The sequence below is a fragment of the Rhodococcus sp. K11/5 genome (assembly GCF_055193735.1).
Genome location: NZ_CM143721.1, coordinates 2,603,638 through 2,620,315 on the forward strand (window position 1 = coordinate 2,603,638; position 16,678 = coordinate 2,620,315).

Consider the following 16,678-nt stretch of genomic DNA (forward strand, 5'->3'; position numbering starts at 1 on the left):
GGGGTACCGACACGATCGCGTCCGCGCTCTCGCCCGGCGCGATTCTCGTCGCCGCTGACACCGACTATAGGCGAACAGGTGTTCGAGAGAAGAGTCCGAGCGGATCGACACGCCGACCGGTTCTCGGCGTCGCCCGGGTCACCACCGTGAGCGAGGAACCTCGAACTCGGCACACAGCGCGCGCCACACGTCGCGCGGATCCACACCGGCTTCGATGGCCTGCGCGGCCGTACGGTTGCCGAGGGCGAGCAGTACGTGATCCACCAGCATCGAGTCGCCGCTCATCGCGCCGAACTGATCGGCGACGCGCTCGTGGAAGTCCGTCAATCGCACGATGTCACCGTAACCCGGGACCGACGGGTCAGTCGTTCCCGCTCACCTGCACCCGGAACCGATCGCGCGAGGTGTGCAGGTCCCACAGCCTCTCGGCCAGGACGGACGGGTCCTTGTTCGGATCTCCGGGGACGATCTGGCCGGGAATGATCAACTGCGAGACCTGAATTCCTTCCTCGCCGAGTGCTTCGTGGAGCAACTGCGCATACGCGGCCTGGCCGGCGAACGCGATCGACGTACCGGTGACGTTGCGACCGGGCGTGACGGCGGATCCACCGTTCACGAACAGGATCGTGCCGCGGTTCTCCCCGAGGAACCGCATGCCGGGCACCACCTGGTGCACCGCGGCGACCGAGCCGTAGACGGAGAACTCGATCGGCCCCACCAGGTCGGCGGGGGTGGTCTCGAGCACCGGACGCATGAAGTCCTTCTGCGGCAGCGGGCTGTACTGCAGCACCTCGATCGGTCCGAGCGTCTCGGTCACCTGCTCGAGTGCCGCGGCGATCGACACCGGATCGCGTACGTCGGCCACGAAGCCGCGGGCGGTCACGCCCTCACGACCGAGGTCGTCCGCCAGGGCTTCGACCCGCGTCCGATTGCGCGAGATCAGGCCGACCGAGAATCCTTCTGCTCCGAACCGACGAGCGACGGCTGCGCCCAGCCCCGCTCCTGCACCGACGATCGCTAGTGAAGTCATGTCCGGTGCAAGGAGCGTGGACACCGCACTATTCCGCGCACGGTGGACATTCGCTAGCTTGTCCGTCCATGGCGAAGTCCCCACCCGTCCGTATCCGCACCGCCCGGGCCGTGGTGCGTCGAGAGACCCTTCACGACGCCGAGCCCGTGGCCGACGCCATCGCCGCGAACCTCGATCGGCTCGCCGTCTGGATGCCCTGGGCCGTTCCCGACGCGGCGAGGATCGAGACCCAGACGGAACGCATCGCATCCGAGCACCGCAAATGGCGGATCGGCTGGGCGTTCGACTACCTGATCGTCGATCCGACCGACGGCACGGTGCTCGGCAAGATCGGTTTCCCGCGGTGGCGAGGCAACGCCCTCGAACTCGGCTACTGGCTCACCGAACACGCCGAGGGACGTGGGTTGGCGACGGAGACGGCGGGCGCTCTCACCGACGCAGCCCTGACCGTCGACACCGTCACCGGTGTCGAGATCCATTGCGATCGCGCGAACCTGCGCAGCAACGCGGTGCCCCGGCGCCTCGGGTACCGACCGGACCGAACGGAGGTGCGCACCTCGACGACCTCGGGACGAGACAGGGTGACCGACGTGTGGCGCTACCCGCCCTGACGGGCGGCCGGATCGGTCATTCGAAGATGCTGTGACACAACGCCACCGGGTCGACCACCGAGGTCGCACCGCGGGCGGCTCGCGCGGCTGCGGCGGCGAATCTCGGATCGTCGACCACCGACACGACGGCATCGGCCAGAGCCTCGTCGGAGACCGGACGTACCACCACCGCACTGCCCTGCCGAGCGGCACGATTCGCGAGCTCCCACTGATCACCGCCGCCGGGAACCGTCACCACCGGAACACCGGCGCACAGCGTCTTGGCCAACATTCCGTGACCACCGCCGCACACCACGACGCTCGCCTGCCGCAACAACACGTCCTGGCGCCCGAGACCGGCCACCGCCCAGGAGGGCAATGCCGTCGGGACGTCGTCGATCGTGGTGACCGCCACCCGCCACGGCCGACCGCTCGCGGCCAAGCCGGCGACCGTTGCCTCCACCATCGACCGCGCGCCCGTCGCCGCCGTCGACGGCGCGATGAGCACCAGCGGCGCGTCACCGGTCGGCGGGGTCAACTCGTCCGTGGTCGGCTCCCACAACAGGGGCCCGCACACCCGAGCCTCCGCGGGCCAATCGCTTCGCGGGACCTCGAGCGCGGGGATGGTGGCCACGATACATCGAGCCGGGCCGGGATCGACGCCGGGCAGGCCCACGGAGACCCGGGCTGCGGAGCGCTGCCGAGCACCCTGTCGTATCGATCGCGAGGTCAGCGCCCGCAGGATCCGGTCCCGCATGCCCCCGCGTACGCCCTGGCCGGGAGCAAGTCCACTGCCGAGAGGCGGGAGCGACGTCGACGGTCGGTAGAGCGGATGGGGTGCCAATTCCACCCAGGGGATGCCGAGTCGTTCGGCGGCCATTCCGCCGCCGGCGGTGAGGATGTCGGAGACCACCAGATCCGGTGCCAGGGCACGCAGATCAGGCAGGATTTCGCTGGACATGTGAGCCGCGCGGGAGTGGATTCGCTGCCCGGCGTCGGCATTGTCGTCCTCCGACCTCGGGGCGAGGCCCCGAAGCGGCCGGGCGTCCACGCCGTCGGCTCGAGCCGCGGCCAACCATCGCTCGCCGGTGTAGAGAACCGCGTGGTCCCCCGCGTCGGCCAACCGACGACACAACGCGACGGCGGGAAAAGCGTGACCGGCGTCGGGGCCGGCCACCACCGCCACTCGCATGCGACCAGCGTAGGGCACCGGTCTCAGTAGCGAAGGTTCACCGGATCCTTCTCGCGCCGAGAACCGCTGACGGCGCGAAAGAGGAAGTAGAGCCCGGTGACGATCACCGCGAGCATCAACAGTGGAAACAGTGCGCCCAGAACGGCGCCCACGACGGAGGCGACGACCCAGACGACGACGATGGCAGCGAGTATCTTCCAGAACATGACGTGACCGCTTTCCCTGAGTGAACCGAACCGATGCGTCCAGCGTGACACCGACATCGCGGGAAATCGAGGGGTCGACGTTGAGTTCAGGGGCAAGATCAGGGTTGCCCCGGACCGAGCGACGCGGGTCTCGGGGTCAGGGACGGCGCAGGCGTTCGAGACCGAACGCCCACCCCTCGAGCCGGTCGGACGCGAACTGCAGCGCGTCCTGGCGGGGTTGCGACCCGTGATCGCCCGCGCCGGTGGACGGGGCCGTGAGCAGAGCCGCGGCCGCCACGAGACTGTCGAACTGCTCGACCCCCTCCGTGAGCTGTTGCGCGGTGGCGCGCACCGAACTCTCCAGGTGACGGGCCGCGCCGGGGCTGGCGGCGGCGGCGCGTTCCATCGCGACGATGTCGCGGGCAACGGACGTCAGCGACTCCGATGCGGATGCCGCGATGCGCGCCGTGTCGTCCAGATCGTGGGCAGGCACCGTTCCGGCTCGTGCCAACACGGCCAGCAGCTCGTGGAGGCTGGTCTCAAAACCGGCCAGGCGCGTCATCGGTTCCCGAGCGGCCGAACAAGCCGGGGGCAGTTCTCGACGACCCGGCGCAGCGGGCGGGAGCGGGGCCGACCGCAGCCGTCGATAGCTCGCGTAGGCGAGGGCGGCCGGCACTCCCAGGAGGAGGGTCATGCCGGATCCACCGACGACCAGCCATTCGGGCGCCGAGGCCGCGGCCACGGTGACGGTTCCCACCGCGGTGGAACCGCTCGCGGTGCCCAGAGCAGCCGCGCGAATCCGCGTCCGCCGTATCCGCCGCTCGGCCCGTCGCCGAGGGTCGGACCACTGTCGTGCGAAGTCGAGAACCGGCCGAGCGGCGTCGGACACGCGCCGGACGCCTGCCCGAGCACCGAGACCCGGCGGCCGGCTCCCCGACATCGTCACGGACCTCGTCCGGCTCAGTTGGCCGTCGGCGGTTCGGGGGTGGCGTTGGGCGACGACAGGTTCTTCGGCGCCGGGGTGCCGTCCGCAGACGGTCCCGCGGTGAGCGAGTCACCCTTCATCGACGCCCGGATCTGCTCGAGGCGGCTGTGGCCGGCCATCTGAACGCTGGCCTGCTGCACCTCGACCATGCGCCCCTGCACGGAGTTCTGCGCCAGTTCGGCCGATCCCAGAGCCGTGGCGTAGCGACGCTCGATCTTGTCGCGGACGGCGTCGAGGCTGGGCGTGTTGCCCGGTGCCGACAGCGTCGAATCCATCGACCGCAGCGACTCGCTGACCTTCTCCTGCATCTTCGCCTGTTCGAGCTGACTGAGCAGCTTCGTTCGCTCGGCGACCTTGGACTGCAGCGTCATCGCGTTCTGCTCGACGGCCTTCTTGGCCTGGGTCGCGGCCTGCAGGGCCTGATCGTGCAGAACCTTGAGGTCCTCGATGCCCTGTTCGGCGGTGACGAGCTGCGCGGCGAAGGCCTCGGCCGCATTGGTGTACTGGGTGGCCTTCTCCACGTCACCGGCCGCGTTGGCCTGATCGGCCAACGTGACCGCCTGACGAGCGTTGGAGTTGAGCTTCTCCACCTCGTCCAGCTGACGCGAGAGCTTCATCTCGAGCTGACGCTGATTGCCGATGACGGACGCAGCCTGCTGGGACAGAGCCTGGTGCTGACGCTGTGCGTCCTCGATCGCCTGCTGGATCTGGACCTGGGGGTCGGCCTTCTCGTCGATCTTGGAGTCGAACAGAGCCATGAGGTACTTCCAGCCCTTGACGAAAGGATTGGCCATCGGTTCTTCCTGCCTCCATGTAATCCGCCGCCTGCGCGACCCGGCTGGCGACCATCACCGCCGGTGACGATCGCTGTCACTGAGCGATCGTCGAAGAGTTGTTCTGTTCATGATTCCACGCCCCGACCGCGGTCGCGAGCAACCGTCGTTATCGGTCGAGGCGAGGACGTCAGGCTGCTGCGAGTGCGCGCGCAGAGGGCGCGGGAATGACGACACGGGTCTCGTCCGAGATCCGTGTCGACGCCGCGGCGGCCTCACTGCCCGCGGCCGTGGACACGGTGTCCGCCAGCGACACGCTGACGTCGGACAACACGTGCGAGAGCGGCACGTCGAGTGCCTCGCAGATCGCGTTGAGGAGCTCGCTCGACGCCTCCTTGCGACCGCGCTCCACCTCGGACAGGTACCCGAGACTCACTCGCGCGGTGTTCGAGACCTCTCGAAGCGTCCGGCTCTGGGCGACCCGGGTTCGGCGAAGACTGTCACCGAGTGCCTCACGCAAAAGCAGCGCCATTGGGCCCCTCCTCCATCGTGTCGTGCATCGTCGTACCGTGCGGTGATCCACCGCTCGAACGTCCCGCGGTTGGAACGCTCCTGCTGGAGAAAAATACCTGTGCCCGAACGACGCTCACCGCAGTGAGTCGAAACGTTCGTCTTGTCGAAGTAACGCACCGAACCGAAGAACAGTTCCCTCCGGTCCCTTCCGAGGCACCGATCACGCGCATGTGATTCGGTTTGCCCCGTTTGTTCGGATTCGAAGCCACCCCGGGGTTCGGGTGGGTGAACCCTACCCCTGCTCGCGGCCGCGCACGCGGTACGTCACCCGCGGTCTCGCGCGGCCCGCACCCGGGTTCGCAGGGCCTGGAACACGTAGTCGAGGCCGGTCACCACGGTGAGCACGACGGCGATGATCATCAGCACCAGCGCGACGGGCATCATCGCGTCCGGAAGCGGCAGCAGGTAGGCCCCGATCGCGACGCTCTGAGCGAGTGTCTTGAGCTTTCCTCCACGACCGGCCGGGATGACCCCGTGCCGCAGGACTGCGAAGCGCAGCACTGTGATGCCGATCTCTCGAACGGCGATGACGATGGTGATCCACCAGGGCAGGATTCCGAGGATCGACAAGCCGATCAGAGCGGCCCCGATGAGCGCCTTGTCGGCGATCGGGTCCGCCATCTTCCCGAAGTCGGTCACCAACCCGTACTTGCGGGCCAGCTGGCCGTCGACACGATCGGTGATCGCGGCCACCACGAAGATTCCGAACGCGATGAGCCGCCAGTCGGTCTCCTGACCGCCGTCCCGCAGCAGCGCCCACAGGAAAACCGGGACGAGCGCGATCCGCACGACGGTCAGCACGTTGGCGACGTTCAGCAGGGGCGCTTTCACGACCGTCCCCGACGGCACCACGGCGTCGTCCGACGGCGCGGACGCCTCACCGGCGGCGTTCACCGCTGCTCCCGTCCCGTCGCACGACGGGTCCCCATTCGACTCGAACACGAAGGCGGGAATCCGGCATATGGCACACGCCCAGAGTATCGGGTCCGCTCATCGTTACTCTTCACCCCATGACTTCCGTATCGAATGCCGGCAGCGGCCGCTACGCGAGTGCGGGTGACGGATCCGACGAAGCGATCCCGGCGACCCCCACGCCCGACGGTGCGACCCCGTCGGACCGGGTCGTCGTCCGACGGGCACACACGTCCGACATTCCGGAGATCAAGCGACTGATCGACATCTACGCGGGTCGAATCCTGCTCGAGAAGAACTTGGTCACGTTGTACGAGGCCGTGCAGGAGTTCTGGGTCGCCGAGGTCTCCGGCACCGTGGTCGGGTGCGGGGCCCTCCACGTCCTGTGGGCGGACCTGGGCGAGATCCGCACGGTTGCGGTCGACCCGTCGGTCAAGGGACGCGGAGTCGGTCACCTGGTGGTCGAACGCCTGCTCGACGTCGCGCGCGAACTGCAGTTGCGCCGGATCTTCGTGCTCACCTTCGAGGTGCCGTTCTTCTCCCGACACGGTTTCACCGAGATCCACGGAACCCCCGTCAACGCCGAGGTCTACGCGGAGATGTGCCGTTCCTACGACACCGGCGTGGCCGAGTTCCTGGATCTGAGTTACGTCAAACCCAACACACTCGGCAACACCCGAATGCTGCTCACCCTCTGATCGTTCCGATCACCCCGACACACCGATCACCCCGACACAGGAGGTCTCACCCGTGGCCCACTTCGCCATCACCTACACCTACTCGACGTCCACGACGGACGGTCGCGACCGGTACCGCGCCGAGCATCGGGAATGGTTGCGCGCGTTGCTCGACCGTGACGTCCTGATCGTCTCCGGACCGTTCACCGACGGCAGCGGCGCACTCATCGTCGTCACCGGCGAGAGCACCGAGTCGGTGCGTTCTCTGTTCGCCGACGATCCGTTCGCTCGCGAGAACCTGATCGACTCCGTCACGATCGCGGAGTGGAACCCGGTGATGGGTGCGCTGACCGCTGCGCCGTAGCGGCTCCCCCACCGACGACAACTGCCCGGCACCTCCTCGCGGAGGTGCCGGGCAGTGCCGTGTGCGGGGTGCGATCTAGCGGCGGTCGTCCGGGGTGCGGTCCGCGACGTCCGTCGAGGTGCGGTCGCCGGCGTTGGCCGGGATGACCGAGGGGCCGTCCTCGGGGTGCGCCGGATCGGGCAGCTTCGAGCCCACCTTCCCCCGCGTCTTGATCAGGCTGGCCACCGTGGTGACGGTGAGGATGCCCAGGATGACGCTGAGGGAGAGTCCGGTGCTGACCTCGGGCACGGACAGGTTCTCGCCGCCGTTGATGAACGGGAGCTCGTTCTCGTGCAGAGCGTGCAGCACCAGCTTGACACCGATGAACGCCAGGACCAGCGAGAGACCGTACGACAGGTAGACCAGGCGATCGAGCAGCCCGCCGATGAGGAAGTACAGCTGGCGCAGACCCATGAGAGCGAAGGCGTTGGCGGTGAACACGATGTAGGGCTCGGTGGTGAGGCCGTAGATCGCGGGGATCGAGTCCAGCGCGAACAGGATGTCGGTGAATCCGATGACCACCAGAGCCATCAGCATCGGCGTCACGAGTCGCTTGCCGTTGATCTTCACGGTCAGACGGTCACCGTGGTACTCGTCCGTGGTGGGCAGGACCTTCTTGACCAAGCGCATGATCTTGGTTTCCTGCTGGATCTCGTTCTCTTCCTCGTGTCCGGCGTCCTTGATCAGCTTGTACGCCGTGAAGATCAGGAACGCGCCGAAGAGGTAGAAGACCCAGCTGAAGTTGTTGATGGCAGCAGCGCCGAGAGCGATGAATCCACCGCGCAGCACGAGAGCCATCACGATGCCGATGAGCAACACCTTCTGCTGGTACTGCCGCGGGACCGAGAACGTCGTCATGATGATGAGGAAGACGAACAGGTTGTCGACGCTGAGCGCCTTCTCGGTGACGTAACCGGCGAAGTACTCCCCGCCGTACGTGGCGCCGTACTGCCAGAAGACGATGCCACCGAAGACGATCGCGAGGCCGATGTAGACGGCCGACCACGTCGCGGATTCCTTGAACGTGGGCTCGTGCGGGGTCTTCACGTGAGCGAAGAAGTCGAAGACGAAGAGTCCGAAGATCACCACCAGGGTGACGATCCAGACTGTCGATGACACATTCATGAAAAAACTACCTCCGGTAGTCCATGGGTGGGCTCCGGAGGTCTCTCCCACAGCATCAACGCAGACGTCTCACGACCGCTGATTCTGCCGACGACCCGGATCGAGGCTGGGCTCGATCGTGCTGACGGGTCTTTCGCGAAGTGGGGATACTCCCCTCCTGCACGCAATAGTGCCACAGCGGAACGAGTTCTTCGGTCGCGAATGCCCTCGAAAGTACAAAGCGCACGTAAATAGTTCTCTGCTATGGCTCAGATCACGCGATGGAGTCGTCCTCCGAGCCGCTCGCGTCGGGATCGCCGCCCTTGATCGACCACAGCAACCCGTCCAATTCGTCCGGTTTGACCAGTACGTCACGGGCTTTCGAGCCCTCGCTCGGTCCCACGACGCCGCGCGTCTCCATCAGATCCATCAGTCGTCCCGCCTTCGCGAACCCGACTCGGAGCTTCCTCTGCAACATCGACGTGGAACCGAACTGACTCGTGACGACGAGTTCGACGGCCTGCAGAAGAACGTCCAGATCGTCGCCGATATCGGCGTCCACGTCCTTTTTCTCGGCCTGCTTCTGAGCCGTGACTCCCTCGGTGTATTCCGGTTCCGCCTGATTCTTGGCGAAATCGACCACGGCCGCGATTTCTTCGTCCGTGATGAATGCACCCTGCAGACGCGTCGGCTTGCCCGCACCCATCGGGAGGAACAGCGCATCGCCCATACCGATGAGCTTCTCGGCACCCTGCTGATCGAGGATGACGCGCGAGTCCGTCAGCGACGACGTCGCGAACGCCAACCGCGACGGCACGTTGGTCTTGATCAGTCCGGTGACCACGTCGACCGACGGTCGCTGCGTGGCCAGGACGAGGTGAATGCCCGCGGCACGCGCCTTCTGAGTGATGCGGACGATGGCTTCCTCGACGTCTCGCGGCGCCGTCATCATCAGGTCCGCGAGCTCGTCGACGATGGCGAGGATGTACGGGTACGGCTTGTACACCCGCTCGCTGCCCAGAGGGGCGGTGATCTCTCCGGAGCGCACCTTCTTGTTGAAGTCGTCCACGTGGCGAACCTTGTTCACCTGCATGTCCTGGTAGCGCTGTTCCATCTCCTCCACCAACCACGCCAGAGCCGCCGCGGCCTTCTTCGGCTGAGTGATGATGGGCGTGATCAGGTGCGGAATGCCCTCGTAAGGAGTCAGTTCGACCATCTTGGGGTCGATCAGGATCATCCGAACCTCCTCCGGCGTCGCGCGTGCGAGCAGCGAGACCAGCATGGAGTTCACGAAGCTCGACTTACCGGAGCCCGTGGAACCGGCCACCAGCAGGTGCGGCATCTTCGCCAGGTTCGCGCTGACGAAATCGCCCTCGATGTCCTTGCCGAGCCCGATCACCAACGGGTGATGATCCTTGCGGGTGGACGGCGCGGTGAGCACGTCGGCCAGTCGCACCATCTCGCGGTCGGAGTTCGGAACCTCGATACCCACCGCGGACTTGCCGGGGATGGGAGCGAGCAGACGCACGTTGTCCGTGGCCACGGCGTAGGCGATGTTCCGCGCGAGGGCGGTGATCTTCTCGACCTTCACGCCCGGGCCCAGCTCCACCTCGTACCGGGTGACCGTCGGGCCGCGGGTGAATCCCGTGACCGCAGCGTCGATCTTGAACTGCTCGAGCACCTCGGAGATGGCCTCGATCATCGCGTCGTTCGCCTGGCTGCGCGTCTTGGGCGGGTCCCCGTCGATCAGCAACGAGAGCGACGGGAGCACGTAGTCCCCGTCGACGACGCGGTCCACCACCAACTTGTCGTCCTCGGACGCCGGTGCCGGTGTGGCGGCCGGAACGACGGGCGTGGGCCGCGTCGGTGTCGTCGGTGCAGCGGCGGGCGCCGCGGGTACGTCGGCGACCGGAGGCGCGGCCGCACGACGACGCGGCGGTGTGGGAACCGGGACGTACTCCTCCGAGCGCGGATCGTCCGCGGGGTACGCCTCGGCCGGGGTGGTGCGGCGGGTCGATCGGCCCCGCGTGGGGGTGTCGTCGACGGGATAGCCGTCGACGTCGAAATCGTCGTCGTCCCGGCCACCGGCCCCGTAGTCGTACCCGTCGGCCGCGAAGGCGTCCGCGGTGTCCCAGTCGTCGTACTCGTCGTGCTCCCAGTCGAGGTACTCGTCCCCACCGGCCGCGGTTCCGAACAGGGTGCGCAATCGCTCGGGGATGTCGCGCACCGTGGTTCCCGTCAGCAGCAGGACCCCGAACAGGATGGCGATCAGCAACAGCGGAACGGCGAGCCACACCGTGACTCCACTGCTCAGTGGGCCGCCGGCGGCGAATCCGACGAATCCCGCGCCGGACGCGCGACCCGCTGCGTCGTCCGGCGAACCGGACGCGAGGTGCCACAGACCGAGCAGCGGGAGCCCGACGAGAACGGAGCCGAGCACGATGCGCGGTCTGGTCTCCGGCGATGCCTCCGAGCGCATCAGCGCCACCGCGATTCCGAGACCGAGGACCGGCAGCAGCACGGCGGCGCTGCCGACGACGGCGCGCAACGCGATCTCGATCCACTCCCCCACCGGCCCGCCGGCGGAGAACCACAGCCCGGCGGCGACGACGACACTCACCGCGACCGCGCCGAGGGCGATGCCGTCGCGTCGGTGTCCGTGTTCGATGTCCCCGGCCCTGCCGACGGTACGGGTGGTGGCTCCGATCCCGCGGGCGGCGAAGGACCACCCCGCTGCGATGCCGCGACCCATCGATCCGAGAGCGGCGCGGCCGGGTGACGTCCGGCGTGCCGGAGCGCGTTTCGCCGAGGTGCGCGCCTTCGACGCGGCCGGCGTTCGGCCGGTGGCCGCGCCTCGCGGTGCGGTGGACTTGCGCGGTGCGGTGGGCTTGCGTGGCGTGGTGACCGTCCGGCCCTTGCCGGTCGCGGATCCGGTCGCGGCGGAACCGCCCTTGACCGCGCGTGTCGCGCCGGTCTTCGGCGAACGAGCACCCGATCCCGCGGTCGCCCCGGACCGCGTCGACCTGGAACCGGGGGTTGTCGTCTTGCCTGCCATGACGGTCAGGCTAGTCGGTCCGTCCCCTTTCGGACCATCCGCAACACCAGTAACATTCCAGCGTTCACGCGCCGGGCCCGGTCACACGCCCCGGTCGAGCCCGTTCACCTCGGCGATGTCGTCGCCGTCGCCGTCGAAGTCGAGCACGACGGCATCGCGGCCGAACGCGTGCAGCAGCAGCTCCGACGGCTTCCCCGTCAACACGACGCGTCGCGACGCCCCGGTCTTCCCGACCGTGCGGCTGCGGCCGTCCGGCGTCTCGAGCACCACCGCCACGGGGGACGCCCGGTACGACACGCGAGCCAGCACCGCCAGCAGACCCCACATCCGATTCTCGAAATCCGCCGAGAACGTCCGCGGCGACAGCGGTGCGTCCGTGGCCCGCAGGATGTCCTCGTGGTGCACGAACATCTCGTGCAGATTGACCTTCGCGTCGAGCAACTTGTACGGGGACCAGACGGGCGGACCCGTCCGCACGTCGTCGACCAGGGACACCCAGTCACCGGCGGCGACGCCGTCCTGAACCCTCTTCGTGTACCCGGCCAACGGCGGCAGGAAAATCCCCGGAGCGGCGTCGAGCCGGCGCTCGCGGACCACGAGGTGCGCCGCGAGATCGCGGACCGTCCACTCTCCGCAGAGCGTGGGAGCGTCCGGACCCACCTCCGCCATCGTCTCGGCGAGGTGAAGACGTTCGGTGTGCGCGTACGACATGGAGCAACCGTAGCGGCGTCGACGGGCCGCTCCCACCCCGGAGTATCCGCGACTTCGGCCCGCGTACCGTCACGCTGTGCCGATCACCGAAATCGTTCTCATCCTGATCGCCGGATTCGCAGCAGGCGGCATCAATGCGATCGTTGGATCCGGGACCCTGGTCACCTTTCCCACGCTCGTGGCGTTCGGATATCCGCCGGTCGTCGCGACCATGAGCAATGCCATCGGGCTCGTCGCCGGCAGCGCGTCGGGCACCTGGGGGTACCGGCGTGAGCTGCGCGGCCAATGGCACCGCCTGCGGTGGCAGCTCCCCGGTTCGCTGATCGGCGGCGTCCTCGGCGCCTGGCTGTTGCAGCACCTCCCGGAGACCACGTTCACCGCGGTGGTGCCCGTCCTGCTCGTCCTCGCCATCGTGCTGGTGTTGGCCGGGCCTCGCATCCAGGCCTGGGCGCAGAAGAGATCCACCAGCGGCGCCACCGGTGGAATCGGTCGCGGTCGGATGGTTCTCCTGGTCGGCGGCACCTTCGCGGTCGGCGTCTACGGCGGGTACTTCACCGCCGCCCAGGGCATCCTGCTGATGGGCGTGATGGGGGCACTGCTGCCCGAGGACATGCAGCGGATGAACGCCGCCAAGAACCTGCTCTCACTGGTGGTGAACATCGTGGCCGCGCTGTCGTTCACGATCTTCGCGTTCGATCGAATCAGTTGGGCCGCAGCAGGATTGATTGCGGCCAGCTCGCTCGTGGGTGGAGCCGTCGGGGCACGATACGGTCGTCGCCTCTCCCCCACCGCACTGCGACTGTGCATCGTGGTGCTCGGGCTGATCGGACTGTGGCGCCTGCTGGCGCCGTGATCGGTCAGGCGGGGGTGACCTCGAGAACGGTGGGCACGATCATCGGTCGACGCCGGTACTTGTCCGCCACCCACCGACCCACGATGCGTCGCACCGATTGCGCGATGCGGTGGGCGTCGGTGACCCCTTCGCCGGCGAGCCGCAGCAGTTCGGCCTCCACCAATTCGCCCGCCTCCTTCAGCGCGGCCGGATCGTCGGAGAACCCGCGCCCGTTGACCTCCGGGGTACCGACCGATCGGCCCGTGACGGTGTCGATGGCCATCGTGATGGCGATGAAGCCACCCTCGCCCAGCACCAGTCGGTCCGACAGCGTCGAATCGCCCACGTCGCCGACGGACAGACCGTCCACGTAGACGTGTCCCACGGGAACCTGACCGACGATCTCCGCCGACCCGTCGACCATGTCGACGACCACGCCGTCCTCCGCGAGCACGATGCGGTCCTCCGGGACGCCGGTGGCCAGGGCCAGCGCGGCGTTCGCACGCAGGTGCCGCCACTCGCCGTGCACCGGCATGACGTTCTTCGGACGCACCGCGTTGTAGAGGTACAGCAGTTCGCCCGCGGACGCGTGTCCGGAGACGTGCACCTTCGCGCTCTGCTGCGTGATGACCTTGGCGCCTCGCTTGGCGAGCCCGTTGACCACCGCGAACACGGAATTCTCGTTTCCGGGGATCAGCGACGACGCGAGGACCACCAGATCGTCCGCACGAACGTTGATCTGACGGTGCTCCCCACGCGCCATCCGAGACAGCGCCGACAGCGGCTCGCCCTGCGAACCGGTGGACACGAGCACCAGACGGTCGTCGGGAAGCTTGGTCGCGGTGTCCATGTCTACCTCGACGCCGTCCGGCACCGTCAGGTAACCGAGCTCCTGTGCGATGGCCATGTTGCGCACCATCGACCGGCCGACGAACGCCACCTTGCGGCCGTATCGGTGCGCCACGTCGACGACCTGCTGGATGCGGTGCACGTGGCTGGCGAACGACGCCACGATCACGCGGTTCTTCGCCTTGCCGATCACGGTGTCCAGCACGCCGCCGATCTCCCGCTCGGGCGTGACGAAGCCCGGGACCTCGGCGTTGGTCGAGTCGACCAGGAACAGGTCCACCCCCTCGTCGCCGAGGCGCGAGAAGCCGCCGAGGTCGGTCAGGCGACCGTCCAGCGGCAACTGATCGAGCTTGATGTCGCCGGTGTGGAGCACGATGCCCGCATCCGACCTGATGGCCACGGCCAGCGCGTCGGGAATGGAGTGGTTGACGGCGAAGTACTCGGTCTCGAACGGGCCGAGCGTGGACCGTTCTCCCTCACGGACCTCGACCAGCGTGGGCCGTTGATGATGCTCGCGGCATTTGGCGGCGAGCAGCGCGAGAGTGAACCGAGACCCGATGACCGGGACGTCGGGACGCAATCGCAGCAGGAACGGCACCGCGCCGATGTGATCCTCGTGCCCGTGGGTCAGAACCACCCCGACGACGTCGTCCATCCGGTTCTCGATGTGCCGGAAGTCCGGGAGGATGAGGTCCACTCCGGGCTGGGCGTCCTCGGGGAACAGCACACCGCAGTCGACGATGAGCAGCTTGCCCTTGTGCTCGAAGACGGTCATGTTGCGACCGATCTCCCCGATACCGCCGAGCGCGACGATGCGCATTCCGTTCTTCGGCGCCTTCGGCGGTGAACCGAGCCGCTGCGACTTGTCGACGGTGCGAGCGTCGGGTCGCTGGATCGCCGCGGAGTTCTGCGGGGTGCGCGGCCGCGCATTCCGTGATCCGCCGGCCGGCTTGGCCGTCGGGGCGGGTGCGGCCTTCTTCCGGGGCGGCGCGGGGGGTCCGGCGCTGCGGCTCGCGCTGCGGCGTCTCGGGGGACGGGTCATCGGAGAACTCCTGCGGCGTGGAGATCGGCTGCGAGAGCGTCGAGCTGATCGGTGGACGGGGGAACCTGGGGCAGACGGGGCTCACCCACGTCGATCCCGATGAGTTTGAGGCCGGCCTTGGACGCCGAGACGCCGCCGAGACGGGCGACGGATCGGATCACCGGAAGCAGGCCGACGTTGATGGCGGCCGCCGCGGCGGTGTCTCCCGCGCACCACGCGGCGTGCAGGCTGCGCAGCGGTCCGGGCACGAGGTGCCCGATCACGGACACGAACCCGACGGCACCGACGGAGAGCCACGGGAGATTGAGCGGGTCGTCGCCCGAGAAGTACTGCAGTCCCGTCGACGCGATGAGTTCCGCTCCGGCGGCCAGATCGCCCTTCGCGTCCTTCACGGCGACGATGTTGCGATGGTCGGCGAGACGGCGCAGGGTCTCGCTCTCGATGGGCACCACGGACCGAGGCGGGATGTCGTAGAGCATCACGGGCAGATCCGTCGCGTCGGCGACGGCCACGAAGTGGGCGTACAGACCTGCCTGAGGAGGCCGCGAGTAGTAGGGAGTCACGACGAGCAGGCCGTGCGCGCCCGCGGCGGCCGCCGACCTCGCGAGGTGGATGCTGTGCGCGGTGTCGTTGGTGCCCGCACCTGCGACGATGCGGGCCCGGTCCCCCACGGCGTCGACGACCGCCCGCAGGAGATCGACCTTCTCGGCGTCCGTCGTCGTCGGCGACTCCCCGGTGGTACCGGAGACGACGAGACCGTCGCACCCGGAGTCGACCAGGTGCGCGGCCAGCGACACGGCGGCGTCGATGTCGAGAGCACCCGACGGGGTGAACGGCGTCACCATGGCGGTGGACACGGTGCCGAACGGATGCGTGAGCACGCTCTGCGCAGGGTTCGGCGTCGTGGCGGTATCCCCGATGGTCATGGTTGGGAAGGTTACCCGGTCGGTCGGATCGTGAAGATTTACGAGTGCCCCTTCGGCGCCGTCACTCCCCGGGGTAGGAGCTGCGTGCGACCTCGGAGCCGTCCGCGAGTGTCTCGATGTCGAAATCGGCGAACACGGCCGGCGCGGTGCGCTGCAGTGTGCGGAGGCATTCGACGGCGAGTCGTCGGATCTCGAGGTCGGCGTGTTCGGTGGCGCGCATCGACACGAAATGCCGCCACGAGCGGAAGTTGCCGGTCATCACCAGCCGGGTCTCGACGGCGTTGGGCAACACCGCGCGGGCGGCCTGACGCGCCTGTTTGCCGGCGACCACCGCGGGTGAGTCCGGTCCCGCCGTGGCTTCCAGAGCCGTGAGCAACTCGTCGTAGGCCGCGCGGCTGGCGTCGGTGGCCGACGCGAACATCGCGCGCAGCGCGGGATCGGCCTCCACGGCCGGCGGAAGCACCATCTGCGCATCGCGTTCGGAGACCGACCGCTGCGAGAGCTGGGAGAAGGAGAAGTGCCGGTGACGGATCAACTCGTGGCTGCAGGATCGCGAGATTCCGGTGATGTAGAAACCCGCGCTGGCGTGTTCGAGCACCGACCAGTTGCCCACCGCGAAGAGATGGCGCAGGTAGCCGGCGTTGGTCGCGGTGCGAGGATTGGGTTTGTCCCAACTCTGATAGCAGGCCCGGCCGGCGAACTCCATCAGTGCCTGCGCTCCGTCCGCGTCGGTCTCCCACGGAACGTCGTCGGGCGGGACGAAGCTGGTGGTGGAGACGAGTCGGACGGTCAGCGGGGCGATCTGCACGTGCAGAACACTATCGCCGCGCAGTCGGGCT

18 protein-coding genes are annotated in these 16,678 nt (G+C 68.0%); 4 read left to right on the top strand and 14 right to left on the bottom strand.

Features of this window, described 5'->3' with window-relative positions:
• Window positions 1-138 precede the first annotated feature (138 nt).
• Window positions 139-333, bottom strand: coding sequence for a DUF3046 domain-containing protein (locus ACY466_RS12290; protein ID WP_463245662.1), 195 nt, complete (start codon window positions 331-333; stop codon window positions 139-141).
• A gap of 28 nt (window positions 334-361) precedes the next feature.
• The gene (locus ACY466_RS12295; RefSeq protein WP_463245663.1) at window positions 362-1,030 is read right to left on the bottom strand and encodes an SDR family NAD(P)-dependent oxidoreductase; all 669 of its coding nucleotides are present in this window, start codon (window positions 1,028-1,030) and stop codon (window positions 362-364) included.
• Window positions 1,031-1,098: 68 nt separating this feature from the next.
• Between ACY466_RS12295 and ACY466_RS12300 the strand changes: the two genes are divergently transcribed.
• Window positions 1,099-1,641 carry a GNAT family N-acetyltransferase gene (locus tag ACY466_RS12300; protein WP_463245664.1) on the top strand — a complete coding sequence of 181 codons (543 nt, stop codon included), beginning with the start codon at window positions 1,099-1,101 and terminating at the stop codon, window positions 1,639-1,641.
• Between the two features lie 16 nt (window positions 1,642-1,657).
• Here ACY466_RS12300 and ACY466_RS12305 read toward each other — a convergent pair whose 3' ends face one another.
• From ACY466_RS12305 to pgsA, 6 genes are all read right to left on the bottom strand, one after another.
• Window positions 1,658-2,812: a glycosyltransferase gene (locus ACY466_RS12305; RefSeq protein ID WP_463245665.1), complete on the bottom strand. Its 1,155-nt coding sequence runs from the start codon at window positions 2,810-2,812 to the stop codon at window positions 1,658-1,660.
• 23 nt (window positions 2,813-2,835) lie between these two features.
• Window positions 2,836-3,018 carry a hypothetical protein gene (locus tag ACY466_RS12310; protein WP_463245666.1) on the bottom strand — a complete coding sequence of 61 codons (183 nt, stop codon included), beginning with the start codon at window positions 3,016-3,018 and terminating at the stop codon, window positions 2,836-2,838.
• Between the two features lie 136 nt (window positions 3,019-3,154).
• A complete protein-coding gene (gene pspM, locus ACY466_RS12315; protein ID WP_463245667.1) occupies window positions 3,155-3,886 on the bottom strand; it encodes a phage shock envelope stress response protein PspM in 732 nt (243 codons plus the stop codon).
• Window positions 3,887-3,957: 71 nt separating this feature from the next.
• On the bottom strand, window positions 3,958-4,776 hold the full coding sequence (locus tag ACY466_RS12320) for a PspA/IM30 family protein (RefSeq protein ID WP_463245668.1): 819 nt from the start codon (window positions 4,774-4,776) through the stop codon (window positions 3,958-3,960).
• Between the two features lie 169 nt (window positions 4,777-4,945).
• Window positions 4,946-5,287, bottom strand: coding sequence for a helix-turn-helix domain-containing protein (locus ACY466_RS12325; protein WP_463245669.1), 342 nt, complete (start codon window positions 5,285-5,287; stop codon window positions 4,946-4,948).
• Between the two features lie 305 nt (window positions 5,288-5,592).
• Window positions 5,593-6,177 (bottom strand): CDP-diacylglycerol--glycerol-3-phosphate 3-phosphatidyltransferase, encoded by a 585-nt coding sequence (gene pgsA / locus ACY466_RS12330; protein WP_463252262.1) that lies wholly within the window; start codon window positions 6,175-6,177, stop codon window positions 5,593-5,595.
• Between the two features lie 161 nt (window positions 6,178-6,338).
• Here pgsA and ACY466_RS12335 point away from each other — a divergent pair, with 161 nt between their 5' ends.
• The gene (locus tag ACY466_RS12335; protein WP_463245670.1) at window positions 6,339-6,938 is read left to right on the top strand and encodes an amino-acid N-acetyltransferase; all 600 of its coding nucleotides are present in this window, start codon (window positions 6,339-6,341) and stop codon (window positions 6,936-6,938) included.
• Window positions 6,939-6,990: 52 nt separating this feature from the next.
• A complete protein-coding gene (locus tag ACY466_RS12340; RefSeq protein WP_463245671.1) occupies window positions 6,991-7,281 on the top strand; it encodes a YciI family protein in 291 nt (96 codons plus the stop codon).
• A 75-nt stretch (window positions 7,282-7,356) separates the two neighbouring features.
• On the opposite strand, the gene ACY466_RS12345 is transcribed toward ACY466_RS12340, so the two are convergent.
• The 3 genes from ACY466_RS12345 to ACY466_RS12355 all read right to left on the bottom strand — a co-directional run bounded on the left by ACY466_RS12345 (window position 7,357) and on the right by ACY466_RS12355 (window position 12,190).
• A complete protein-coding gene (locus ACY466_RS12345; RefSeq protein WP_463245672.1) occupies window positions 7,357-8,445 on the bottom strand; it encodes a TerC family protein in 1,089 nt (362 codons plus the stop codon).
• Window positions 8,446-8,698: 253 nt separating this feature from the next.
• Window positions 8,699-11,479, bottom strand: coding sequence for an FtsK/SpoIIIE family DNA translocase (locus ACY466_RS12350; protein WP_463245673.1), 2,781 nt, complete (start codon window positions 11,477-11,479; stop codon window positions 8,699-8,701).
• A gap of 81 nt (window positions 11,480-11,560) precedes the next feature.
• Entirely contained in the window at window positions 11,561-12,190 is a 630-nt protein-coding gene (locus ACY466_RS12355; protein WP_463245674.1) for a TIGR03085 family metal-binding protein, read from the bottom strand.
• A 76-nt stretch (window positions 12,191-12,266) separates the two neighbouring features.
• Here ACY466_RS12355 and ACY466_RS12360 point away from each other — a divergent pair, with 76 nt between their 5' ends.
• Window positions 12,267-13,043, top strand: a complete 777-nt coding sequence (locus tag ACY466_RS12360) for a sulfite exporter TauE/SafE family protein (protein ID WP_463245675.1) — start codon at window positions 12,267-12,269, stop codon at window positions 13,041-13,043.
• 4 nt (window positions 13,044-13,047) lie between these two features.
• Here ACY466_RS12360 and ACY466_RS12365 read toward each other — a convergent pair whose 3' ends face one another.
• The 3 genes from ACY466_RS12365 to thyX all read right to left on the bottom strand — a co-directional run bounded on the left by ACY466_RS12365 (window position 13,048) and on the right by thyX (window position 16,647).
• The gene (locus tag ACY466_RS12365; RefSeq protein ID WP_463245676.1) at window positions 13,048-14,913 is read right to left on the bottom strand and encodes a ribonuclease J; all 1,866 of its coding nucleotides are present in this window, start codon (window positions 14,911-14,913) and stop codon (window positions 13,048-13,050) included.
• Complete coding sequence (gene dapA, locus ACY466_RS12370) at window positions 14,910-15,839, bottom strand: 4-hydroxy-tetrahydrodipicolinate synthase (protein ID WP_463245677.1); 930 nt, start codon at window positions 15,837-15,839, stop codon at window positions 14,910-14,912. Before dapA ends, ACY466_RS12365 begins: the two co-directional genes overlap by 4 nt.
• Window positions 15,840-15,900: 61 nt before the next feature.
• Window positions 15,901-16,647, bottom strand: coding sequence for an FAD-dependent thymidylate synthase (thyX, locus tag ACY466_RS12375; protein ID WP_463245678.1), 747 nt, complete (start codon window positions 16,645-16,647; stop codon window positions 15,901-15,903).
• Window positions 16,648-16,678: the final 31 nt, after the last annotated feature.